Source organism: Thalassospira profundimaris (genome assembly GCF_003326795.1).
In the GTDB taxonomy this organism is placed as follows: Bacteria; Pseudomonadota; Alphaproteobacteria; order Rhodospirillales; family Thalassospiraceae; genus Thalassospira; species Thalassospira profundimaris_C.
In genome coordinates, this window is record NZ_JPWI01000023.1 from 1 (window position 1) to 22,303 (window position 22,303).

General features: G+C 50.4%; 23 protein-coding genes. 14 read left to right on the forward strand and 9 right to left on the reverse strand.

What is annotated here, in order from left to right; genetic code table 11:
* The first annotated feature begins 277 nt into the window (after nucleotides 1-277).
* The 4 genes from TH30_RS21530 to TH30_RS22610 are packed head-to-tail and all read left to right on the forward strand — an operon-like array spanning nucleotide 278 to nucleotide 2,685.
* Nucleotides 278-1,399, forward strand: a complete 1,122-nt coding sequence (locus tag TH30_RS21530) for a helix-turn-helix domain-containing protein (RefSeq protein WP_083952839.1) — start codon at nucleotides 278-280, stop codon at nucleotides 1,397-1,399.
* A complete protein-coding gene (locus TH30_RS21535) occupies nucleotides 1,392-1,955 on the forward strand; it encodes a hypothetical protein (protein ID WP_063089348.1) in 564 nt (187 codons plus the stop codon). The genes TH30_RS21530 and TH30_RS21535 overlap by 8 nt, the downstream gene beginning before the upstream one ends.
* The gene (locus TH30_RS22605) at nucleotides 1,948-2,289 is read left to right on the forward strand and encodes a SprT-like domain-containing protein (protein ID WP_232308424.1); all 342 of its coding nucleotides are present in this window, start codon (nucleotides 1,948-1,950) and stop codon (nucleotides 2,287-2,289) included. Before TH30_RS21535 ends, TH30_RS22605 begins: the two co-directional genes overlap by 8 nt.
* Nucleotides 2,290-2,319: 30 nt before the next feature.
* Entirely contained in the window at nucleotides 2,320-2,685 is a 366-nt protein-coding gene (locus TH30_RS22610; RefSeq protein ID WP_232308423.1) for a hypothetical protein, read from the forward strand.
* A 210-nt stretch (nucleotides 2,686-2,895) separates the two neighbouring features.
* Here TH30_RS22610 and cadR read toward each other — a convergent pair whose 3' ends face one another.
* Nucleotides 2,896-3,303, reverse strand: coding sequence for a Cd(II)/Pb(II)-responsive transcriptional regulator (cadR, locus tag TH30_RS21545; RefSeq protein ID WP_004364961.1), 408 nt, complete (start codon nucleotides 3,301-3,303; stop codon nucleotides 2,896-2,898).
* A 95-nt stretch (nucleotides 3,304-3,398) separates the two neighbouring features.
* On the opposite strand from cadR, the gene TH30_RS21550 reads away from it, so the two are divergent.
* The 10 genes from TH30_RS21550 (at nucleotide 3,399) to TH30_RS21600 (ending at nucleotide 12,488) form a co-directional block, all read left to right on the forward strand.
* On the forward strand, nucleotides 3,399-4,295 hold the full coding sequence (locus TH30_RS21550) for a cation efflux transmembrane domain-containing protein (RefSeq protein WP_004574643.1): 897 nt from the start codon (nucleotides 3,399-3,401) through the stop codon (nucleotides 4,293-4,295).
* Nucleotides 4,296-4,298: 3 nt separating this feature from the next.
* Nucleotides 4,299-4,811, forward strand: coding sequence for a signal peptidase II (gene lspA, locus TH30_RS21555; RefSeq protein ID WP_004863699.1), 513 nt, complete (start codon nucleotides 4,299-4,301; stop codon nucleotides 4,809-4,811).
* 21 nt (nucleotides 4,812-4,832) lie between these two features.
* Entirely contained in the window at nucleotides 4,833-6,122 is a 1,290-nt protein-coding gene (locus TH30_RS21560) for an ISL3-like element ISPpu12 family transposase (protein WP_062959135.1), read from the forward strand.
* 260 nt (nucleotides 6,123-6,382) lie between these two features.
* Nucleotides 6,383-6,673 (forward strand): thermonuclease family protein, encoded by a 291-nt coding sequence (locus TH30_RS21570; protein WP_258548820.1) that lies wholly within the window; start codon nucleotides 6,383-6,385, stop codon nucleotides 6,671-6,673.
* A 185-nt stretch (nucleotides 6,674-6,858) separates the two neighbouring features.
* Nucleotides 6,859-7,359: a ProQ/FINO family protein gene (locus TH30_RS21575; RefSeq protein WP_168173423.1), complete on the forward strand. Its 501-nt coding sequence runs from the start codon at nucleotides 6,859-6,861 to the stop codon at nucleotides 7,357-7,359.
* A gap of 52 nt (nucleotides 7,360-7,411) precedes the next feature.
* The gene (locus TH30_RS21580; RefSeq protein WP_063089345.1) at nucleotides 7,412-8,041 is read left to right on the forward strand and encodes a division plane positioning ATPase MipZ; all 630 of its coding nucleotides are present in this window, start codon (nucleotides 7,412-7,414) and stop codon (nucleotides 8,039-8,041) included.
* On the forward strand, nucleotides 8,041-8,313 hold the full coding sequence (locus tag TH30_RS21585) for a hypothetical protein (protein ID WP_063089344.1): 273 nt from the start codon (nucleotides 8,041-8,043) through the stop codon (nucleotides 8,311-8,313). Before TH30_RS21580 ends, TH30_RS21585 begins: the two co-directional genes overlap by 1 nt.
* 215 nt (nucleotides 8,314-8,528) lie before the next feature.
* Nucleotides 8,529-9,695: a DNA cytosine methyltransferase gene (locus TH30_RS21590; protein ID WP_063089343.1), complete on the forward strand. Its 1,167-nt coding sequence runs from the start codon at nucleotides 8,529-8,531 to the stop codon at nucleotides 9,693-9,695.
* Nucleotides 9,695-11,236, forward strand: a complete 1,542-nt coding sequence (locus tag TH30_RS21595; RefSeq protein WP_063089342.1) for an McrB family protein — start codon at nucleotides 9,695-9,697, stop codon at nucleotides 11,234-11,236. Before TH30_RS21590 ends, TH30_RS21595 begins: the two co-directional genes overlap by 1 nt.
* Nucleotides 11,229-12,488 carry a 5-methylcytosine restriction system specificity protein McrC gene (locus TH30_RS21600; protein ID WP_063089341.1) on the forward strand — a complete coding sequence of 420 codons (1,260 nt, stop codon included), beginning with the start codon at nucleotides 11,229-11,231 and terminating at the stop codon, nucleotides 12,486-12,488. Before TH30_RS21595 ends, TH30_RS21600 begins: the two co-directional genes overlap by 8 nt.
* 261 nt (nucleotides 12,489-12,749) lie before the next feature.
* On the opposite strand, the gene TH30_RS21605 is transcribed toward TH30_RS21600, so the two are convergent.
* The 8 genes from TH30_RS21605 to TH30_RS21640 all read right to left on the reverse strand — a co-directional run.
* Nucleotides 12,750-13,946, reverse strand: a complete 1,197-nt coding sequence (locus TH30_RS21605; RefSeq protein WP_309471237.1) for a Y-family DNA polymerase — start codon at nucleotides 13,944-13,946, stop codon at nucleotides 12,750-12,752.
* 302 nt (nucleotides 13,947-14,248) lie between these two features.
* Nucleotides 14,249-16,615 (reverse strand): heavy metal translocating P-type ATPase, encoded by a 2,367-nt coding sequence (locus TH30_RS21610; RefSeq protein WP_255356211.1) that lies wholly within the window; start codon nucleotides 16,613-16,615, stop codon nucleotides 14,249-14,251.
* Between the two features lie 42 nt (nucleotides 16,616-16,657).
* Nucleotides 16,658-17,995: an APC family permease gene (locus TH30_RS21615; RefSeq protein ID WP_063089338.1), complete on the reverse strand. Its 1,338-nt coding sequence runs from the start codon at nucleotides 17,993-17,995 to the stop codon at nucleotides 16,658-16,660.
* 7 nt (nucleotides 17,996-18,002) lie between these two features.
* A complete protein-coding gene (locus TH30_RS21620) occupies nucleotides 18,003-18,452 on the reverse strand; it encodes a c-type cytochrome (protein WP_114100151.1) in 450 nt (149 codons plus the stop codon).
* 110 nt (nucleotides 18,453-18,562) lie between these two features.
* Nucleotides 18,563-18,898 carry a YHS domain-containing protein gene (locus TH30_RS21625; protein WP_197145741.1) on the reverse strand — a complete coding sequence of 112 codons (336 nt, stop codon included), beginning with the start codon at nucleotides 18,896-18,898 and terminating at the stop codon, nucleotides 18,563-18,565.
* Between the two features lie 551 nt (nucleotides 18,899-19,449).
* Nucleotides 19,450-20,649 (reverse strand): ABC transporter ATP-binding protein, encoded by a 1,200-nt coding sequence (locus tag TH30_RS21630; RefSeq protein WP_114100153.1) that lies wholly within the window; start codon nucleotides 20,647-20,649, stop codon nucleotides 19,450-19,452.
* Between the two features lie 69 nt (nucleotides 20,650-20,718).
* Nucleotides 20,719-21,441: a copper resistance protein B gene (locus TH30_RS21635; RefSeq protein ID WP_114100154.1), complete on the reverse strand. Its 723-nt coding sequence runs from the start codon at nucleotides 21,439-21,441 to the stop codon at nucleotides 20,719-20,721.
* A 2-nt stretch (nucleotides 21,442-21,443) separates the two neighbouring features.
* Nucleotides 21,444-22,303, reverse strand: an 860-nt coding sequence (locus TH30_RS21640; RefSeq protein WP_181850428.1) for a multicopper oxidase domain-containing protein, incomplete at its 5' end; no start/stop codon positions are given.

A 22,303-nucleotide genomic window follows, 5' to 3' on the forward strand; every position in this document is an offset into this window, starting at 1 on the left:
GCCGCAGGTTCAAATCCTGCCCCCGCAACCACTTTTCTCTTCCTTGGAAAGTCTTAGATATAGACTCCAAGGATTCTACCGACAAGAGAAAAATGTCCGGAGGCGTCGCCCTAAAGAGGAGGCGGCACCTACGAGGCTATTTTATCCCAACAATTTCAATAGCTTATAAACAGCAAAAAACCCGTTGGTTGCAGCCAACGGGTCATTGAAAGGCTTAAACTGCCCACGTGAAATATGGGTTTCAGTTTAGGTGACGGGACCGCTTTGTCAAGCGCAAATGCGCCAAAACATCGCAATTTTATGCCTTCGCCGAAAAGGAATGACAACGACCGAATCCATATCCGGCGGCAATGTCCGCTGGGAAGAAATCCGGACAGGTATCGCCGAACGGACAGATACCTATAAGGAGCTATTGTCTCTTGCAGACAGCTTTAACGGTACAGCCGATGTCACAACCGCATCCGTTGTCGGGTTGGTCTCTCGCGCAATAGCTCAAAGATCACCGTGCCTGACAGACCTTTCCGTTCGCCTACTGATTGTTCTGATCGAGCACGTTTATGATGAAAAGTCATGGCGTTCCGGCCGTCTCACCGTATTCCCTGGCAACAGACGACTTGCCGAAATCACTGGCAAGAATGAAAGATCGATCCGAAGGGCCTTGGCACTTCTTGAAGCCAATCACTGGATTATTCGTCGTTACACCGAGACCAATACCCGTGCGTCAGGTAACGCAGGCATCGATCTTCGCCCGGTGGCGGCTCGGCTCTATGAGTTGCGGCAGGCAGAAAACTTCCTTGAAGAAAAGATTGAAGCGGCCCGGGAGTGTAAAAGACAGGAACGTGACGATCTGGCGCAACTGGAAGCACGAAAGCAGGCACAGGACGGTCATGATAAAGAGCAAAAAGAGTCCGGGGGGGAGGACTCTTCTGTCCACCGTAAATCCTACAAGCTAAATCCCGGTTCTACGAACCTTGTACAAAGCGGGGCTTCGCAAGCAAAGCTTGGGCAGAGATCGAACAATCCGGTTTCCGACATTGATGTGGATACAGAGATCCTGTTCCTGATGGTTCAGGTATCCCCCACCCTTCAAAAACAGCTTACTGCGGCAGAACTTTGCGAATTGGTTGGTCCTGAGCCTTCTGGCACGGCAATCCAGTCCGTTGTGTCAGCTGTCAGGTGGATACTCACCAATCAGGTTAAGCTTAGACCTGCGGTTTGGCGTGTGGCGCTTGACAAACACGGCTGGGCTGCAATGGCGGCTGTTGTCGTCGCTGTCGATAGACAAGGCGTGCGTGACCCCGCGGCCTATCTCTATTCCATGCTTAAAGCCGCTCGTTTGCGTGACACTGTGCGCCATAGTCTACGAGCTCTTGAAGGTCAGGAGGCCGGTTATGCTTGAGCTGGTTTCACCTGACAATGGCCTTCCCCAAACGCTCGACGAGCGTATCTCGATATTTCAGGCAAAAGCTCGCGCCCTTTCGCGGCTTCGCCGCTGGAATGGTGCGAGTGACGTAACGGTTGCTCAACATCTGGTCGATGCTTGTGATCACGCTTCGCCGGAAGTGAAGTGCTACATCCTTCTCCATGACATCGAGGAAGACCAAACCGGCGATCTAATTACCCCAATCAAAGACCGTATGCGTGATCTTGGTATCTGGGACGCTTTTGAGCATCACATCGTCAGTCCGATCCGTCAGCGATACACCGAGGCCGCTGGCCTGATCTGGCCCTGGCCTGTTCATGTCCTTTATGAAATCACGCGGATTGATCAGCGCCTTAAAGCCACGGAATACAGGGACACTGTAGATCAGTCTATTGTCGCAAACCCGGCTTTGCCGCCATTCATAACTCCCTATCCGGAATATATGCTGCCCTGGAGCCCGCAGAAGGCTGAAACCCAATTCATGGATCGGGCGATACGCTATCTCCCCGCGCTGGGAGGTGGCAATGGGTAACATTCATCCGGTCAGTTCGATCCCGACGCCGACAGTCGAAGCCTATGCAGAGCTTCAGACGGCTTTTGATCATTTCAATATCAGGATATTTGAAGGCAAGCTTCCGGCCTGTCTGATCACTCTTCAGCGGTACAAGCGGACCTATGGTTATTACTCCCACGACCGGTTTGTTTGTGGGGAGACAGGAGAGCTTACGGCCGAGATTGCCATGAACCCGAGTTACTTCGTTGCCAGGACGATCCGGGAAACGCTTTCCACACTCGTTCATGAAATGGCGCATCAGTGGCAATACCATTACGGCAAGCCGGGCCGTCGCGGATACCATAACCACTAATGGGCCGACTTCATGGAGCGGATCGGCTTGATGCCCAGCAACACCGGGGAACCGGGCGGTCGCAGGGTTGGCGAACAAATGACGCATTACATCATTGATGGTGGTCCTTTTGACCGTGCGTGCGCGGATCTTTTGACGACAGAATATACCTTGTCCTGGTTCGACCGTTTTCCGCCGGTAGATCCGGTTCCCGTCGAGAGAGGTGGCTGTGCCAGTTCTGGTGCTCTTGCCGCTGTGGCCCCTGCCATCAAAGAAAACGGCTCTAATCGCGTCAAATATCGCTGCCCGTCCTGTTCATCCCAAGTCTGGGGCAAGCCGGAACTTAAGCTTGTTTGTGGTGAAGAGGCGTGTCGCGGGGCGCACTATGCCCCCGTGGGCAAAGAGGAAACGACATGAGTAAAACAGGAATGGCGTCAAGGATAACCGGCAAAATTTTGCCGGTTTTTACCAGCGCGAGGGAACGTGTGTTTCCTGTAAATCATCCAAAGCGTGGCGCGGATACCAGAACAAATAAACACCGGGTAAGCGGATTAAATGGTTGATCTTACCTTTGCATGAGAGTGAGACAGACCGGCATCTCATCGGATTATCTGGTTGATGCTTCACCTACTGCTGGTGCATGTTTCCTTCGCTAATTCCAGCAAGAACCCCACACGCCTCAACTTCCCGGTCATCGTTGCAACTCGCTCTCAGTGAAACGAGTTGTTTCTCAAGCGCTTGCAGAGCGGTTATCTGCGACCGCACATGAGAGATGTGATCATCGAGCAAGGCGTTGACGGCGGTACAAGGCTGATGAGGGTCGTCCTGATAGCTCTGTAGTTCGTGAATCTCAGCCAGTGACAGGCCCAGGATTCTGCAGCGACGGATGAAGGCCAGCCCCTCACCATGCTTCTCGGTATAGACACGGTAACCGTTGTCCTGCCGATCAGGCGGCGGCAACAAGCCCTGCTGTTCATAGAAGCGGATCGTCTGTGTTTCGACCCCTACCAACTGCGCCAACTGACCAATGCGCATCAGCCTCCTCCCCAACGGATTCTTTACTCTATTGACCTTATAGTAGCTTTATAGTTTTAAATGGTACCACAACATTGTTCAAGTGGAGTCGTATCATGAGCAAATCCTGTGGTGGCGCCTGTGGCGGTGATGCAACGTCCGCAGCGGATACCGATATACAGGCCTCCTCCGAGGCGCCAGGGAGATGGGTCAGTGTTTATGCCGTGCCGAAGATGGACTGTCCATCAGAAGAACGAATGATTCGCCTAGCCCTGAACGGCTTTGAGGAGATTCGGGCGCTGTCCTTCGACTTGTCGAACCGCCGGCTGAAGGTCGTGCATGACGGCGAGGTCGAGCCCGTCACCTCGAAACTGAAGACCTTGGGGCTAGGCGCCTCGCTTCAGGAAACCGTCGCTGCAAATCCGGAGACCATCAAGGCCGCCGAGTTTTCGGCAGCTTCTGCTAAGCAAGAATCCGGGACCCTGCGCTGGTTGCTCGGCATCAATGCACTTCTGTTCGTGGTGGAAATGACTGCCGGTCTGATCGCCCAGTCCACCGGCCTGATTGGAGAATCCCTGGACAATTTTGCCGATGCGGCGGTGTACGGGCTTGCCCTTTATGCGGTTGGACATAGCGTGAAAATGCAGGTACGTGCCGCGCATCTTGCTGGTGTACTGCAACTGATCTTGGCTGTGGGCGTGCTCGTAGAGGTGGTGAGACGCTTTGTATTCGGTAGTGAGCCTGAATCGCTGGTGATGATGGCTATCGCATTCGTCGCATTGATTGCCAATACCAGTTGTCTGCTGCTCATATCCAAACATCGGGAAGGCGGGGCGCACATGAAGGCAAGCTGGATATTCTCGGCCAACGACGTGGTGATCAACCTGGGGGTCATCACCGCCGGCGCCCTGGTCGCGTGGACCGGTTCCAATTATCCGGATCTGATTATCGGCACCATCGCGGGGGGCATTGTACTTAACGGTGCCAGACGCATTTTGGCGTTGAAGGGTTAAATAATGCTCATTATTGGCAAAAAGCTCTCGCCGTATGCCCTATTGTCCATATCGGGCCTGCTGGCAGCGTCTGATCAGGCTGTAAAGTGGCTGGTGCAGCAATCAATGGCCTATGGCGAGTATGTTTCGGTGACCCCGTTCTTTAACTGGGTGCACCTATGGAACACCGGTGCCGCATTCAGTCTTTTTGCGAATGGTGGAGGCTGGCAGCGCTACTTTTTTATCGGAATCGCGGTAGTGGTCTCGATTTTTCTGATCAAGCTGATCCTTGAAAATCGTCATAAAGGAGAAGCCATCGCTTACAGTCTTATCCTCGGTGGCGCCATGGGCAACCTGATTGACCGGGTCTTTCGCGGCTATGTTGTGGATTCCTTTGATTTCTATTGGCGAGACTGGCATTGGCCGGCCTTCAACCTGGCTGATATTGCAATTGTCCTCGGTGCCTTACTTTTCGTTTCCAGCAGCTTGTTGGGTAAAAAAGCAAACACCAATGCCGAGCCGGATGGATCTGACTGACACCTACGCCTATACAACACCATGACCGAACTTCCCGACAACATCCTTCACCTGCCGCAATACCAAGTACTGGGCTGCAAATCAACCGACGACGAAATGCACTTCCAGGTGGACGTGCCCGATCCCATCGCCTGCGAGGAATGCGGCGTGCAGGGTGAGTTCGTACGGTTCGGCAAGCGTGACGTTCCCTATCGTGATCTGCCCATCCACGGCAAGCGGGTCACTCTCTGGGTGGTCCGCCGCCGATACACCTGCCGGGCCTGCAAGACAACATTCAGGCCCCAGCTACCGGAGATGGTGGACGGATTCCGTATGACACTGCGGCTGCATGAGTACGTGGAGAAGGAATCCTTCAACCACCCCTACACCTTTGTGGCGGCACAGACCGGCCTGGACGAGAAGACGGTGCGCGACATCTTCAACGCCCGCGCCGAGTTCCTGGGGCGCTGGCACCGCTTCGAGATGCCCCGCATCCTGGGCATTGACGAGCTATACCTGAACAAGCGCTACCGCTGCATTCTGACCAACATTGAGGAGCGAACCCTGCTCGACCTGCTGGCCACCCGCCGCCAGGACGTGGTGACCAACTACCTGATGAAGTTGAAAGACCGGCAGAAGGTCGAGATCGTCAGCATGGACATGTGGAACCCCTACCGGGCAGCGGTCAAGGCTGTGCTGCCCCAGGCCCGTATCGTGGTCGATAAGTTCCATGTGGTGCGCATGGCCAACGATGCCCTAGAGAGAGTGCGCAAGGGCCTCAGAAAGGAGCTGAAACCGTCCCAGAGCCGGACTCTCAAGGGAGACCGGAAAATCCTGCTGAAACGCGCTCACGAAGTCTCAGACCGGGAGCGCCTCATCATGGAGACTTGGACAGGCGCGTTCCCGCAACTGCTGGCCGCCTACGAGCACAAGGAGCGCTTCTACGGCATCTGGGACGCCACCACACGGCTCCAGGCAGAAGCCGCCCTGGACGAGTGGATAGCCACCATCCCGAAGGGCCAAAAGGAAGTCTGGAGCGATCTGGTCAGGGCAGTGGGAAACTGGCGCGAAGAGACCATGACCTACTTCGAGACGGACATGCCCGTCACCAACGCTTACACGGAGTCCATCAACCGACTGGCCAAGGACAAGAACCGTGAAGGGCGCGGTTACTCCTTCGAGGTGATGCGGGCACGAATGCTCTACACCACGAAGCACAAGAAGAAGGCACCGACTGCGAAGGTCTCTCCTTTCTACAAGAAAACCATCGGTTACGGACTGCCGGACTTCGCAGAGGAACTCAACTACGGAGTCGATCTATCAACCATCTGAGGGTGGTATCAGATTGATGGGGTGAAGGTGCCCCATCAACCATTAAATCCGTATACCATAAACACCAAATTACAACTAAAATAGCATTGAAAAAGTACCTATTTGGTCTTTTTCTGGTTTCGGTTTGTGGTGGCGTCCGCGCCGATGCCAGCGATTTCAATTGCTATCAATGGCCGCTGCGCGAAAGCAAAGGCAGCCTCGCCTATGATGGTGATACGATCTTCATCCAAATGCCAGGCTTACCAGATCCGATATCAAGAATGTCTGTCCGGGTAGCTGGCCTTGATGCTCCGGAGATCCGGGGCGCATGTGATGCGGAGAAATCGGCAGCAGCAGCTGCGCGTGATCGGGTTCGGGCTTTACTGGATCAAGCTGTCCAGACAAATACCCCGGTTCAATTCTGCAACCCTGAATGGGGTCGTTATGGTGGCCGTGTAGTCGCTTGGGTCGCTGTTGGCAATATCTGGCTTCATGAGCTCCTTATCCGGGAAGGGCATGCACGTCCCTATGATGGCGGTGAGCGCGGAGGATGGTGCAGTTCGCTTGAATGAACGGCACTATATTTCACTGTCGAAACTATCAAAAAAAACACTTATTTAGTATTGAATTAGTTCTTGCGTTGATCTGATAATTCAGTATATTAATGGTACTGAATAAATACTATTTAAATAATTAAGTGATACCATATAAATGTTGGTTTAATGCTGTTTCAATGCGGGTTCGAATGGAGGTCAAAGTGACCAAGCACAAGAAATCCCAGGGTTCAATCTGGTCTGCTGATCGAAAGATCATTGCGAGGGCTTTTGAGCTAAGGGCCGCACAAGAGCTGCAATCCTTGTTGCGCGAGGAGATTGCAATTCTGCCAGCAAATCTATCAGACCAGATCAAGCCGTTTCAGCTTGGTGTGCGCGCTATCCTTGGCGATCTGATGAAAGCAGGAACGACACCTGATGAGCTGAAGCATGCTCTGCAGAGATATACCGGCGCGACTGGATACCAGATGGCTTTGGGGCTTGATGACAGTCATCGATATCGACTGGACGGATCTGTCGATGATCCCGTGTCGGAAAATAATCGTGAGCACGCCCGGAAGATCGCGTTGGGTCGCTTCAAAAAGATGCGGCGCAAGAATGCAAACCCTCAGCTAGATGGCCGATTAAGTTCGCCAGTATCAAAACCAGAACCAGTCAAACCGGCTCGCACAGTTCTCACCATCAATCGTCGATCCGGTACCTAAAAAACACATATACAATACTGATTATGTATTGATTTAATGCGGGAGTAATGCTGTGATTGTCTTGTTTGGAAGCCGCAAGGGCGGATGTGGAAAATCGACGACAGCGGTAAATGTTTGTGCCGCACTCGCAAAGCAGGGAAATGATGTTGTGTTGGTTGACGCCGACCCACTAAGCACTGCTGCAAAATGGGTGATGGACCGGGACGAAAATCCCGATCTTCCCAAAGTCCACTGCGTTCAGAAATACGACAATATCCGCGACACTCTGATCGATCTGAACAATCGATACGAGTATGTGATTGTTGATGCCCCTGGCAAAGATAGTCGGGAGCTTCGCACGGGTATGACAGCAGCTCATAAGCTGATCGTACCTTTCAAGCCCTCGAATGCGGATCTGGATACGTTGGGCGAACTGCAGAAAATCATTGTCGAGGCACGTGATTTCAATCCGGGGCTTGAGGTCCATGGTCTTATGACGATGGTGCCGACCAATCCAGTCATTCGCGAGCGCGAAGAGGCTCGCGAATATTTGGCAGACTTTCCTGAGATCAAGTTGCTTTCCGAGGTCATCTGTGAGCGCAAGGTTTATCGGGATGCTCTTCCGGAGGGACGTAGTGTCGTCGAGATGGACAATCCCAAAGCGGCTTCCGAGATACATGCTCTCATACAAAGGATGTTCTGATGGTAAAACGTCGCGAGCCGAAAAATACTGAAATCCCAAATGTTGATCCCGCGAAGATTGAAGACTTTGCAAGCCGGGTGGATGAAGTGGCCAAGCCCGGGCGAATGGGGAGGCCGCCAAAAGCGCCAGGCAAGAAACGGGATTATAAGGCGATCAGCCTTCCATTCAATCAGGCGGAATGGGAGGTTCTTGAAAGGGCGGCTGAAATATCAGGTCGATCCAAGAACAACTTTATTCGTTGGGCTATCGCGGAAGTAGCAAAAAGCTTATAGCTTGGAAAAATATAACTCCAGCCTCTACGAATTCTTAGTTGGTTATTTTGCTGGTGCACCTAGAAGCTTGATAACAAGTGTCTAGGCTAGGATTTCCCGCATCTTAACGAAATGTCTACTGAATTCATTCACTACAATCATATGTTCACATATTGTTCTCGGCGACTCACTGTGGTAGTGATGGCAGAGTTAGGGGAAAAACTAGGGAGACGAGCATGCAAGTTCGATCATCACCGACGGTGATAGATTTGTTTTGTGGCGCAGGTGGTCTCAGTGAAGGACTGCGTCAGGCTGGCATTAGGCCTGTAGCTGGTGTTGATTTCGATAAGCACGCAGTAGCGACCTATCGCTTGAATCATCCTAGTGTGCCGGTGATTGAAGGGGATGTCGAAAAGGTAACCGGCGAACAACTTATGGAATTAGCAGGTGTTCGAGAAATTGATCTGATAGCAGGGGGGCCTAGCTGCCAAGGCTTTAGTACTCATGGCAAACGGATGCAGGACGACCCGCGAAATTTTCTCTTTAAGCATTTTGTCCGGCTTGTTGACGAGGTGCAGCCTAAGATGTTCCTAATGGAGAACGTCCGAGGGATGCTCTCCTACGAGAAGGGAGCTTTCCGGCGACAGATTGAAGAGGCTTTTGAGGAGATTGGATATCGTACAGATTTTGCACAAGTGTTAGCTGCCGACTATGGGGTTCCGCAGATGCGACATCGGATACTCTTTATTGGTACGCGAGTCGATGATATCAAGCTTTCATTCCCTGCGCGTAGCCATAGTTCGGGAGGAGAACCCAAACTGAAGCCGTACGTTACAGTCGAAGAGGCAATCGGCGATCTTCCGCTGATGGGGAACGATTACAATCGAGAAGAGCGCCCCTATATTTGCCGTCCGCAAAATCCCTACCAAGTTTATTGCAGAACTGACGCGCCAGACAATGTAACGCTGCACGTTGGAAGACCGCTTTCAGCACAGGCCCAGTCTCTAGCTAACCATATTGGTCAGGGCGAAGGGCTTAGGGCGGCGCCAGTGGATGTGCTGCCTGCGCGCTTCAAAAAAATGCGGACTATATCGAGCGGTGCGCTACGTAGAGACTGCACGACTCTTTATCATCGTCTGAGTCCGACTAAACCATCTTACACCATTACATGTAACTACAGGAATGTTGCATCTGGCCCCTTCTTACACCCATGGGAGGATCGAGCTATTTCTCACCGAGAAGCTGCGAGGTTTATGAGCTTTCCTGATCGCTATCAGTTCGTGGGCGCTAGCTTTCCCCGGCAGATTGGCAATGCCGTCCCGCCTCTTCTGGCCAAGGCAATTGGAGCGGAAATTGTAAAAATGCTTTCTCAAGTGAGCAACGAACATAGTCGTGCTGCCTGATGACAAAGAAAATCAGAGCTGACAGGGTTGCATCTGCCCTAAACAATATGGCGAATTGGCGTGGCAAAGCAAAAAGTCAAGGGGCTACTCACCTATTCCCAATGCTTGCATTGATTGAACGTGGGGCCGGCAACTTGCCCGGTACTGCCACGCTAATGAACGAGACACCGCACGAGTTTGATTTTTGGAACAAGTATTTTCGTTTGGTGGATGAAAATGAAGCCAAACCTTACTTCAATCCAGTCACCTTGCGTCGAGCTGAAGCGGGGTTTCCTCATAGCAATTCAGCGACAATAAGGAAGAATACTTTTGCTGGAAAGTGGAATGCCGCTTCTAGGCGCATAACCGATAATGGTGAAGAATGGATTCTTGCTGACGACTACGCAGATATCTTTCGTGACAAGGTTTTGACAAAGGGACCGAATGTAGCACGAGCACCGATCCTTGATATTGCCGCTCTCTTCTTCCGTGATAGAGAATTTCCGGATGATGCTGACGCTCGTGATTTGGAAGCAGCATTCAGGTCGGAGTTCCCGCAGAGGGATGAGGATTACGAGAAACTGTTCGTATTTCATCCAGAGGACCCTGATAAAATCTTCGTCGAAGCTTCAGAGGATCAAGACTATTATGCAGCGATCCAACAGGTTCTGGTCAATGATGTAAAGTCCTCATCTGCAATTCCTGTGGTTGCTCCAGATTCCTTGGCAATGGATCTGGATGACCCAATCTTACTTCAAGTGCAGAAGCTATTGGGGCTTGGGACTTCTGGGATTATCTTAACAGGTGTACCTGGAACTGGAAAATCTTACTACGCGAAGCGAATTGGGAAGCATCTTGTTGTTGACTCGGAGCGCGACATGTTTCGGGTGCAATTTCATCCGTCTTATGGCTATGAAGATTTTGTTGAGGGGTATCGCCCTGACGAGATAGCTCAGTCAGGCTTTAAGGTGGTTGACAAAATATTCCTCATTGCTTGTCTGCGTGCGAAAGAACTTGCGCCAGCAAAACGGCTCGTGGTGATGATCGTTGATGAGATCAATCGCGGCGATCCAGCCAGAATTTTTGGTGAACTGCTTACCTATATTGAGCGCAACTATAGAGGTGAGAAGTTCACATTACCCTTCTCTGGTAAGCAGTTCTCGGTTCCAGAAAATCTTGTGATCATTGGGACCATGAATCCATATGACAGGAGTGTCGCTCAAGTTGATGCTGCTTTTGTCCGCCGTTTCGATCACATTGAAATAACTCCATCTAGAGAGGTTGTTGAGAGCCTCCTAGAAGAAGGAGGCGGCTTTACTCAAGATCAAGTCTTCGAGATTGGCCAATGGTTTGACGTAATACAGCGGATAGTTCCTTTCGGTATTGGGCATTCATTTTTCTCCGACATCAAGAATGTGGATCACTTGAAACTCGTCTGGGAGTATCGACTCCGACCCGCTGCAGTTCATGCCATAGAGTTGAACGACGGTGCAATGGATGACCTCGCCGCAAGCTTCCATGCTCTTGTTCGTCGCCTTGAGGGCGTGGCGGATCATGCCTAATATCATCGAATGTAGGGAGTTTGAGGAACTATCCGTCCGTGTTAGCTCTCTGCTGCAAGATGGGGAACTCCAGTTAGATGAGAGGATTACGACAAAGGGTTACTTGACGGCTACAATGCGTGGCGGTCAGGTTGTGCTGAGAGCAACGCGCTTTGTAGGAACTATTCCACTGACCCCCGGCATCGCTGTTAGAATAGTCCCTAGAGCAACAATCTCGAATCTTTCATACATGCTGGTTCATTCAGGTGTAATTCCATCAGCAATCTCTGGGTTTGTGCGAGGCTATATGCCCCGCTTTGTGACAACAAATAACGCTGAGCTTATTTACGCTCGATCGTTGATCGCAGGTGTTAGGCTAATCGCCCGCAAAGGTTATATGAAGGAGTACTTGGCTCCAAGATTCAAAACACCCTGGAGGGGGCGACTTATTGCATCTGACACGGTTCGCAAACATGCTTCAAAGGGTATTAGGTACAGGCATGAGTTCGAGCAAAGTGTTTTGACTCCTTCTACAGTCCAGAACATCGCTCTTAAGGTTGCGTTGAAACAAGTCATTGATTGGTTTGTTGAGAATGATCATCGGAACCCGATGCTACGCGAAGCGCGAGATCTGTATCACGGCATGTGGCATATTTCCGATTGGGAGGCTAGTCGGAGCGATTTAGTTAGGCAGCTCTCAAAGAAGATCCAGTCACTGTCTTCTCGCTTTTCACACTACAGGGACCCTCTCTGGTCGGCATACCTAATCCTTCAAAGTGCGCTACCGGAGTTAAGCTTTGATGGGTTTGTTAGATTAGAATCATTGATCATAGATGTCTCGCAAGTTTTCGAAGCGTTCCTGCGTAGGGAGTTGGCGGTGCGCCTTGCTCCACATGGGTATCGCGTTAGGGACGGCAACAACTCGTCTAGCCCATTTTTCATAGATGGAGGCGGTTATTCCGTTCACCCTGATATGATTATTTGTCAAGATGACAACATAGTTGCTGTTCTTGATGCGAAATACAAACCGGAACCCAAGGAGACAGATCGCTATGAAGTGCTGTCTTTTATGGATGCTATGCCAGTGACGCTAGGTGGGTTTGTTTGTCCTGCTGATGGTATTGATACATCACGGTACCTTGGTACTACAGCGTCAGGTAAAGAGATGGTTTTGTTGAGATATGACTTAGCTGCTTCAGATCAGGATGCTGAAGCTGATCGTTTCGCAAACAATGTTTTGCGAATGATAAATGGAAACCACGAATACTCTTGAGATGATACCCTTCGATGGCGGCCACCAAAGATAACCATAAAATATTGTTCTAGGGATATCTAGTATCGGTGTCGATCTATCTAATGCAGTGGCTGTATACGATTATTGCGTTAGAGATTTCAGCTGTCTTGTCGATTCACAGAGAGACGTACTTACATTCATTGATTTTGCAATTGAAATTTGCAAAATGGTGCCAACATTTGTGAAAATCAACGTTGATTGACACAGGTTAGCGGGGCTCTTGGTTGAACACTTGTGTCCTTACCAAACTATTGGAATGTCTTGCCATCTCGTCGTATAGCACGGCGACCGATTGGTGGATGTCATGAACCAGTCCGGGACCTTTGACCTGGACACTCTGCCAACCGTCACAGCGTCCTTACCAAATCTCCCTTCAAGCTGATCAATTGCTTTCATCAGTGGGTTGTCCAGTTGGCAGTGTCCTGTAAAAAGATCTCTGGGCGCATCTTCCGGCCGACACAAATCCAGCATCAATATGCCGGCTTTTTTCACGGCAAGATCGTTGCGCCAAATCCGATTGATGTTCTGGCCAACCAGGTTGCTCGCGATCCTTGTGTCATTCGTTGCAGGCGTCATTGTCAGCTCGCAACCCCGCGAGAACTGCTGTCGATCCATCTTGAATCTGTTGCTCAAAATAAAGAGCTGACACCGACACGCGACAAGGTTAAGCCGGCGCAACTTTGAGCATGCCCTGCCAGCGAACGTAATCAGCGCTTCTTTTAACATTTCCCTGTCGTCAATCTCTTTTCCGAAGGATCTCGACACGCACACGGTTTCACGCTGTGGTGGGCTGTCATCGAGGTTAATGCATCGAATGCCGCGAAGTTCGCGCACGGTTTTCAGGCCGCCGACCGTCATCATTTTCCGGGCGGTTGTATCAGGCATATCGCGAAGTTGACGGGCTGTAGTAACGCCAATGGAGGCAAGCTTGAGGGCGAACTTTCGCCCAACACCCCAAATGTCACCTGCCTCAGTTCGCTCCAGGGCGAGGTCTATCCATTTCTGATCATCGAGGACAACCACGCCTTTTGCCTTGGGGGATTTCTTTGCCAGGCGGTTCGCGAGCTTCGCAAGTGTTTTTGTGGTCGAGATGCCAATCCCGACAGGTATCCCGGTTTCGCGCAGGATCTTCGCCTTCAGATCCCGTGCCCATAGATCATGATCGATGGGCGTATTGTCCAGGTCGATGAAAATTTCGTCTATTGAATAGATTGCGCTGTCCGGTACCTCGTTTGCTATGAGCGTCATCACCCGTCGGCTGATATCCCCATAAAGTGCATAGTTGCTGGATTTGACGATCACGTTATGCCGACGTACCAGGTCGCGGATCTGGAACAGAGGTTGCCCCATCTTGATCCCCAACGCCTTTGCTTCAGGGCTTCGTGCAATCGTGCATCCGTCATTATTTATATTACATTTAATATAGTTTGTTATTATTCAGAGCTTTGATTTAAAAGAGTAAATACAAATATATTATTATTTTTGTTCACACAAAAACTGTTCAGTCAAATTATATAGGTGGTTAGAAGATAAGTGCATCAACACTAATTCGATGAAAATAGATTTCTGGCTACCAAGTGTAAAAAGTCGACAGATGAATTTTGGGAACGGATCAGAAGAGATTTAAAGTTCTGAGTGCTGGTTGGTATGTCATTTAAAATGGGCGAGGGGTGAACTGTCCTGTATTAAAGTCAGCCTTGTCTGGTTCACCCCTCGCCCAATCAGTCAATATTGGGATGCTAGTAACTTGCTCGACGTAACCTCAGTGCATTCGCAATGACTGATACCGAGGATAAGCTCATGGCTGCAGCGGCAAACATTGGTGAGATGAGAATGCCAAAGAACGGATAGAGCAGACCCGCAGCAACAGGCACACCGGCTGCGTTATAGACCATCGCAAAGAAGAGGTTTTGCCGGATATTGCGCATCGTTGCTTCCGAGAGTTCTCGGGCTCTAACAATCCCGCTCAAGTCACCTTTGACGAGGGTGAAACCAGCACTTTCAATTGCAACATCAGCGCCCGTACCCATCGCAATTCCGACATCAGCCTGAGCAAGAGCAGGGGCGTCGTTGACGCCGTCACCTGCCATGGCTACCTGATGGCCTTCAGCCTTGAGTTCCATAATTAAATTGGCTTTGTCTTCTGGGGAGACATCGGCCCGAATCTCGTCAATGGAAAGTTTATTGCCAACGGATTTTGCTGTTCGTTGGTTGTCACCGGTTGCCATGACGATTCTGAAGCCTTGCTTCTTGAGCGCCTTTAAAGCCTCCAATGTCGTGTCCTTGATCGGATCGGCTACGGAAATGAGCCCGGCAATTCTTCCATCAATAACGACATGCATTACCGTCTCCCCCATATCTCGCCGATCATTTGCTGTTTTATCAACAGTAGAATGATCGATATTGAGAGTCTGAAGGAGTTTACTATTACCTAGGGCAACCGACTTGCCATCCACCTTTCCGGTGACGCCCTGACCGGTTACAGCTTCAAAGTCCTCTGCCTTATCAAGGGACAAGCCGCGCTCCTGAGCAGCACTAACAATGGCGTCAGCCAATGGATGTTCGGATCCTTTTTCGAGCGCCGCAGCGGCAGAAAGAACTTCCTCCTCCTGATAGTCTGATTGAGCGATTACACCTGCAAGTTTTGGTTTACCCTCTGTCAAAGTCCCGGTTTTATCGACGATGAGCACATCGACCTTCGCAAATCGCTCCAGGGCCTCTGCATTTTTAATGAGCACACCAATTTGCGCACCACGACCGGTAGCGGTCATGATTGACATTGGTGTTGCCAAACCAAGAGCGCAAGGACACGCAATGATCAGAACAGCGACTGCTGCGACAAGCCCGTATGACAGTGACGGATCTGGTCCCCAGATGGCCCAAGCGACGAAGGCGATCAAAGCAACCAGGATAACAGCAGGCACAAACTTGCCTGCAACCGTGTCTGCAACCTTTTGGATTGGCGCTTTGCTTCGCTGAGCATGGGAGACCATATCAACGATTTGGCTCAAGACAGTATCTTTGCCAACCCGTTTGGCTTGGATGATCAGGCTGCCATTCCCGTTGATTGTTGCTCCGGTGACATCATCATCTGGATTCTTCTCAATTGGAACGGGTTCACCCGAAATCATGGATTCATCAACTGACGACCGTCCTTCAACGACAACGCCATCGACAGGTATCTTGTCACCTGGACGAACCCTCAAGCTCATTCCGACGGTCACATCTTCAAGAGGAACTTCTCGTTCAGAACCATCATCTTCAATAATGCGGGCTGTTTTTGCAGCAAGACCCAATAACGCCTTGATTGCCGAACCGGTTCGTTCCCGTGCCCCCAATTCCAACAGTTGGCCAAGAAGCACAAGGACAACGATGACAGCTGCAGCTTCGAAATACACACCGACATGTCCCTGTGCATCTCTGAATCCATCAGGAAAAATGTCAGGAGAAATCACTGCGACGACGCTAAATATATAAGCTGCGCTAACACCCATCCCGATCAATGTGAACATGTTGAGAGAACGGTTCACCACAGAATGCCATCCACGAACCATGAATGGGAAGCCGGACCACAGGACAACAGGCGTTCCGAGAACCAACTCAACCCAAAGAGTAACGCGTTCTCCAATCATTTCCCGGATGAAACCCAAACCAACAAAGGGCCCCATCGTTAGAACAATCAGCGGCACCGTAAGAGCTGCGCCTAACCAGAATCTCTTTTTGAAATCCTGAATCTCGGGGTTTGGTTCGTCATTTTCTGTTGGTGTATCCATCGGTTCCAGTGCCATTCCGCAGATCGGACAGGAACCAGGTTCGGATCGTATGATCTCTGGATGCATCGGGCAGGTGTAGCGACCCGAAGTCGATGACGAAGCGCTGTTTGCAGCAGATGCCTCTTCCTCAGTGGACAATACGCTCTCAGGAGAGCTATCGAACTTGCCCTTACATTTCTGCGAACAGAAATAATATGTCTCACTGCCGTACCTCGAGCGTGGTGTATCGGCATCCACTGTGACCGACATACCGCAAACAGGATCCGTCGCGTGTCCTGATTGATCAGACATTTTGTGATTATGCTGGTGCTTCTTATGATGATGATCAGACATGGTCTGCTTCCTGCTGTTATGCTGCAATGTCACTGCGGATAATCAATGTTCTGAGTGATCGTGACTGTGCGCCTTGGCCGATTGGTTTATCCAGTTTGACAGGAACCAACGTTCAAAAATGAACACAGCAACGATCATCAAAGTTGCAATGAGAACTATGGATGGGTCGCTTTGCAATTTCATGCCGGCAAAAACGATCAATACGATGATGTCAAAGACAATCGCTGTAATCATAACAAAGCCGCGTGCTCCTATTTCTTGTCGTAGGTACTTAAAGCATCCCCAGTGGATGAGCACATCCATGACCAGATAGAAAAACACGCCAAGTGAAGCGATCCGGCTTAAATCAAAAAAGATTGTCAACAGCGCTGCCACGACAACCGTGTAAACAAGTGTGTGGTCTTTGATTGAACCCGACATTCCAAAATGACTATGCGGGATCATCTCCATATCGGTCAGCATCGCGAGCATTCTTGACACCGCAAACACGCTTGCTAGCAAACCGGACGCCGTCGCAACGACTGCGAGCAGCACAGTCAGATAAAATCCGATGGGCCCCAATGCTGGCTGTGCAGCTTGGGCGAGGGCATAGTCTTTGGCTTTTATCAGTTCGTCCAAGTCAAGGCTTGAACCAACAGCAAGCGCCACGAGAATATATACGACAACGCAAATCAGGATTGAGAACGTAATCGCACGACCCACATTCTTATGAGGGCTCACGATTTCAGCACCACTGTTTGTGATCGTTGTGAACCCTTTGAAGGCCAGAATTGAAAGAGCAATTGATGCGACAAAACCGGCCAATGGAAAGCTCGCGCCGTCGGGTGATGACGGCTCGAACGAGTATCCACCAGCCCACAGCGCTGCAATTGCAAACAATGCAATGCCGCCGATCTTCAACGCGGCCATGACCATTGAAAACAGGCCAACCGATTTGTTGCCAGCTCTGTTAACAGCATATGCAAAAATTATCAGGCAAACACCCAATACCGGTATAAGAACTTCAAGCTCTGTCAGGTCAAACGCCCGCAAAACATAGGTTCCAAATGTTCTTGCGACCAAACTCTCGTTGATGACCATCGAAAAGGCCATCAGCAATGCTGCGCCGCCTGCTATGGCTCCCGGCCCGTATGCTTTTTGGAGGATCATTCCGATCCCGCCTGCAGACGGGAAAGCATTGGACATCTTGATGTAGGTATATGCGCTAAAAGCAGTGACAAGTGCGCCAAACAGGAACGACAACGGGAACCACTTTCCTGCAAGTTCGGCAATTTGTCCGGTCAAAGCAAAAATTCCTGCTCCGATCATAACACCGGTGCCCATGGATATGGCGCCAAGGAGCGAGATACTGTTTTTCTTGTATTCTGCCTGATGATCCATTCCTGCCTCACATTTGGTGTTTTTGGTACGCGATGCCGTTTGCTTCTTGCAGCTCGCGTATATAACGAATGATCCGTGCTACCTGTTCCGAACTGACCTGAGGCTGGGCTGGCATATCGCCAAAGGGCCAGTGATGTTGTTTTGCCCCGTTTTGAACAGCTAGATAGAATGCGCGATCTGAATGATGTCCCGGATTGTAGATTCTGTGCATCAGCGGCGGGCCTTGCTCTGTGCCTGTTGCATTGCCTCCGTGACAAGCAACACAGTTCATATCGAAAAGCTGGTTTCCTACCATGGCTTCCTTGCTGAAACTGGGGAGCGCAATTCCGCTATCGGTCAGTTCAAGATCTTTGATGTCATCTTTCCCGGGCAGAAACGAATTCAGGGTCATGGCGATGATCCCTACTGCGAAAAAACCGATAACCAAATACTTTGGCCAATTGATTTCTTTTTTCATTTTCTTCGGGCCTTTGTTTTATGCGTATGTATCAAATATTCGAAGACACGTGAGACCAAGGGAACTAGTCAACCCTGGTCCTGTTGCTGCCGCCTATTGATTTCGCTGAACTAGCTTGGCGATACGTGAGTTTGTCGGCTAATTGCGCTGCCATCGACATAGGTATCTGGCGACACTTCAAATTTCGAACGACAGGTGTCTGAACAGAAGTAGAATACTTCACCGCCATAAATGGCTGTTTTGGCGATGCGCGGATCGACAGTTTTATGACAAACCGGGTCAACGGCGGACTGAGGGTGCTCCCATCGGATTGCCTCAGCCTGACCGTCCGCTTGTTTCTTATTGTGGCTGTGCTTTTTGTGCCCAAACATGTGAGCACCGCAACCAAAGCGCATCATCAATATGATGAAGGCTCCCCAAAGCAACCAACTGAGAATATTTTCCATTTCTCTTTGCCATCCCATAAATACCTTTAGGTATGACTGTTCCGTCTGAAAGCAGCATGGTGCAGAACACCAAGGCTCGATCTGTACGCATGCCATCGGCAGGTGCAGAACCCAGAACAGTTATTCGCTATTTGTTCGGGAGGATCAGGATATGGGAGGCTGGAAAATCCATGACCGAGATACCGGCTGAAGGGACACTTCTTCTATCCCGTTCTGTACATGGGAAAACTCGGAAACCGGTAGGATAATCTCGGTAAGGACCGCTGATGTGGAGTGACAAGAAACCTGAGGGCAGCACGAAGCCAGGTCATGCTGGTGTTCAACGTCAAAACCATTGAGTTCTGCAGAATGCGCAGGAAAAGATCCAGTCGACGCGACTGCAATATGGGGAGCAAGCATTATAGCGCTAATCCCGACGAGCAGGATCAGTACGGCGCGTATTAGTGCTTGCTGTGCATTCATTGATCAAACTTCCTTTGGGCAGTAACGTAACACTTATGCCCTTAAATATCGAGTTACGTTGACCTACCTCAATTAAGGGGACGTTTTTTTTAACCGACTTCAGACAGAACCGTTACATCTGCAAGCCGGTTGTCCGTACTGTTGATTTCCTTTGAGATGTAAGGTTTGATTTCGGAGTATCTGACGTGAGCATCGGCTTGCGCCTGATAGTAGCGAAAGAGCTCTTTTAGCGGAGCGCCCATGTCTTTGTATGCAGTTAATACTGCGATTAGAGCCCCGAGCGTGAGATCGCCTTTTATCACCAGATACCCTCCAATTGTGTAAAAGAAGAAGGGCGTCATCTGTGATATGAAATTGTTTAAAGACTTCATGGCGAACTTGTTCTTGTGGATAGAGAGACGAAGGTCGTGAAGTCGCTTGTATGACCCGTAAATATCCCGGGCACCTGGCTGGTTATCGTTTGAGATGTTCCCTATCTTCTCGCCGAGAACTCTGACTTCCTTCAGCCGCGTTCGAGACAAAGCATTAATTTTCTTCTGGAATCTGGGGATGACAAAAATCTGAAGCGGCAACAGTGCGATTGCGGCGATGCCCAAAACCAAATCTTGCACGAGCATGAAAGTCAGAATCGTCAGGAATGTACCGCCTTGTAACAAAGGCAGCACAATCGACTCTGCAGCATATCCAGCTACGGGCTCTACCTCCTGCACAATAACCGGAATCAATTCCCCTCCTTTGGGGGATGGCTTTCGAAAGCTGAATTTTGAAATATCAAGCCGTAGGCGGCGTGACATGTGTTCTGCCAGCGCACCGGATTGCAAATTAACCTGATATTTCAGCCAGCCATGCACGCCAATCGCCAATAAAAAAAGCAGACAGAGAGTAAGTAAAGCCATCGTTTGAGAGAACTCCATTCCTAAATAGGTAACTGGAAAATGTCCTGACTCAATGGCGTTGTTGATGATCAACTTCGGAAGCTCGAGGCTCATGTAAAGAGCCGGCAAAGAGGCCGTCGCCAGTAGCCCCAGTTTTATCTGCCGCTTCCATGAAGCTTTGAATATGTACTGCAGGAGCGCTGTTCCGCTCTTTGCCGAGGGCTTTTGAGCCTGTTGCGCAAGAATAGATCTGCGGCGTCTTAAAACCCTGTATCCCGTCGCGCTGAGAATGATGATCAGCGCAACCGGCACCCCAAACACCACCAAATGGAATACAAGATGAATCCACCAGTGTGCATCGCTTGATATGTAGTGCGTCAAGCGATGCCCCATATCGTGGACGATTTCCATCATTGCAGTTAGGTTCCTTTAGAAGGTTCGGCAAAACAGACAGGGAGGAAAGTCCTCCCTGTCGTGTGATGCTTAGAAAAGAAGGCGGAGACCGGTTACGAGGTAAGTTGCCTCATAATCTTCGCCGTCATCTTTTGCAAAGTCTGCGGTTTTTCCGAGTTTCCGCTCATAGGCAACCCCGATATAAGGTGCAACGGCACGGTCGATCAGGTCATAGCTAAGCCGCAGCCCGATTTCTGCGCGTGAAAATCCGCGTCCGACCTCAATCTCACGATCGTCAGAGAACGCAGCATTCAGCTCCAGCGAAGGTGTGAGGATTAAACGATTGGTCAGCAAGCCCTCATACTCAACATCAAGCCGTGCACTGCCGTCTCCGGTCTCGCTGACAAACAGATCAGCGTCGACTTCAAACCATTGAGGAGCAAGCCCCATGATTCCAACGGTTCCATACCAACGATCTGTTGTGCTGGGCGTATCCAGACGAATACCGGCCTTGGCATCGAAAAAGTCGCTGATTGGTGTTTGCAGGACCAGTCTGTTCTCGAAGTTTTCGTAGAGATCATTCTTTAGATCACGCTCGCCTTCGCCTTGCCAGCGTAACTTCAGTTCATCGGTTCCAACAAATGCATCACCATCCCAAACGAAGAGATTTTCACCTTCGTCACCAGAGCGGTATTCAAACTGCTCCATTTGAATGCCATAGAAGATGTGATTGTCTGCTTTTGCAGTAAACGAGAAGGACAGGATCGTGGAAAGAACACCACCACCAATCGCGGCCAAAGTTAGTGTTTTCATTGTTATTGAACTCCATTCTCAAGTGCCGCGACGGCTGGACCGCCCTCTACAACCACTTTTCGGAACATGCCAGAAGCCATGTGATAGCTAAGGTGACAGTGGAAAGCCCATTCCCCAGGTTCATCAACCTCGGTTTCCGAATAAACAGTCATGCCTGGATTGATATTGATGGTGTGTTTAACCGGATCCCATTTACCGTTGCCGGTATCGAGGATTGACCACATCCCGTGCAAATGCATCGGGTGTGACATCATGGTCTCATTGACGAACTTGAAGCGCACCCGTTCGCCATATTTCAAGCGGATAGGTTCTGCATCTTCATATTTGACGCCATTGATAGACCACGTATAGCGTTCCATGTTGCCGGTAAGGCGCAGTTCAATTTCACGCGTTGCAGGCCGTTCAGGGTACAAAGGCTTCTGTGCCTTCAGGTCGGCATAGGAGAGGAACTTTCCGCCATTGGCTGCTTTTGGTGTCAAACCACTGCCAGCGGCATAGAAGGGGTCATCTTTCGACATTCCCATCTGAGAATGATCCATTCCGGCCATATTCGAATGGTCCATTCCAGCCATACCGTTTTCGTTACCGCTGCTCATCGAAGAATGATCCATTCCGGCCATGCTACCGTGATCCATTCCCATGTCCGCCATTGTCAGCAACGGAGCGTCCATGCGTCTGGCTGGCATTTCAGCTTTCAACCCTTCTTGCGGCGACAACGATCCGAATGCATAACCCGAGCGTCCCATTGATTCGGCCATGATTGCATACGGCTTTTCAGCTGTCGGCTGAACAATCACGTCGTATGTTTCTGCAACCGAAATGCGGAATTCATCAACCTTGACCGGTTGAACATTGTTGCCGT

Excerpts from the sequence above, each read along its gene's own strand:
- lspA (WP_004863699.1), top strand. The coding sequence starts at position 4,299 with ATGCTCATTATTGGCAAAAAGCTCTCGCCGTATGCCCTATTGTCCATA.
- TH30_RS21585 (WP_063089344.1), top strand. The coding sequence starts at position 8,041 with ATGGTAAAACGTCGCGAGCCGAAAAATACTGAAATCCCAAATGTTGAT.
- TH30_RS21550 (WP_004574643.1), top strand. The coding sequence starts at position 3,399 with ATGAGCAAATCCTGTGGTGGCGCCTGTGGCGGTGATGCAACGTCCGCA.
- TH30_RS21630 (WP_114100153.1), bottom strand. The coding sequence starts at position 20,649 with ATGATGGAAATCGTCCACGATATGGGGCATCGCTTGACGCACTACATA.
- TH30_RS21535 (WP_063089348.1), top strand. The coding sequence starts at position 1,392 with ATGCTTGAGCTGGTTTCACCTGACAATGGCCTTCCCCAAACGCTCGAC.
- TH30_RS21570 (WP_258548820.1), top strand. The coding sequence starts at position 6,383 with ATGTCTGTCCGGGTAGCTGGCCTTGATGCTCCGGAGATCCGGGGCGCA.
- TH30_RS22610 (WP_232308423.1), top strand. The coding sequence starts at position 2,320 with ATGCCCAGCAACACCGGGGAACCGGGCGGTCGCAGGGTTGGCGAACAA.
- TH30_RS21595 (WP_063089342.1), top strand. The coding sequence starts at position 9,695 with ATGACAAAGAAAATCAGAGCTGACAGGGTTGCATCTGCCCTAAACAAT.
- TH30_RS21625 (WP_197145741.1), bottom strand. The coding sequence starts at position 18,898 with ATGGAAAATATTCTCAGTTGGTTGCTTTGGGGAGCCTTCATCATATTG.
- cadR (WP_004364961.1), bottom strand. The coding sequence starts at position 3,303 with ATGCGCATTGGTCAGTTGGCGCAGTTGGTAGGGGTCGAAACACAGACG.
- TH30_RS21560 (WP_062959135.1), top strand. The coding sequence starts at position 4,833 with ATGACCGAACTTCCCGACAACATCCTTCACCTGCCGCAATACCAAGTA.
- TH30_RS21620 (WP_114100151.1), bottom strand. The coding sequence starts at position 18,452 with ATGAAAAAAGAAATCAATTGGCCAAAGTATTTGGTTATCGGTTTTTTC.
- TH30_RS22605 (WP_232308424.1), top strand. The coding sequence starts at position 1,948 with ATGGGTAACATTCATCCGGTCAGTTCGATCCCGACGCCGACAGTCGAA.
- TH30_RS21610 (WP_255356211.1), bottom strand. The coding sequence starts at position 16,615 with ATGTCTGATCATCATCATAAGAAGCACCAGCATAATCACAAAATGTCT.
- TH30_RS21615 (WP_063089338.1), bottom strand. The coding sequence starts at position 17,995 with ATGGATCATCAGGCAGAATACAAGAAAAACAGTATCTCGCTCCTTGGC.
- TH30_RS21590 (WP_063089343.1), top strand. The coding sequence starts at position 8,529 with ATGCAAGTTCGATCATCACCGACGGTGATAGATTTGTTTTGTGGCGCA.
- TH30_RS21635 (WP_114100154.1), bottom strand. The coding sequence starts at position 21,441 with ATGAAAACACTAACTTTGGCCGCGATTGGTGGTGGTGTTCTTTCCACG.
- TH30_RS21530 (WP_083952839.1), top strand. The coding sequence starts at position 278 with ATGCGCCAAAACATCGCAATTTTATGCCTTCGCCGAAAAGGAATGACA.
- TH30_RS21600 (WP_063089341.1), top strand. The coding sequence starts at position 11,229 with ATGCCTAATATCATCGAATGTAGGGAGTTTGAGGAACTATCCGTCCGT.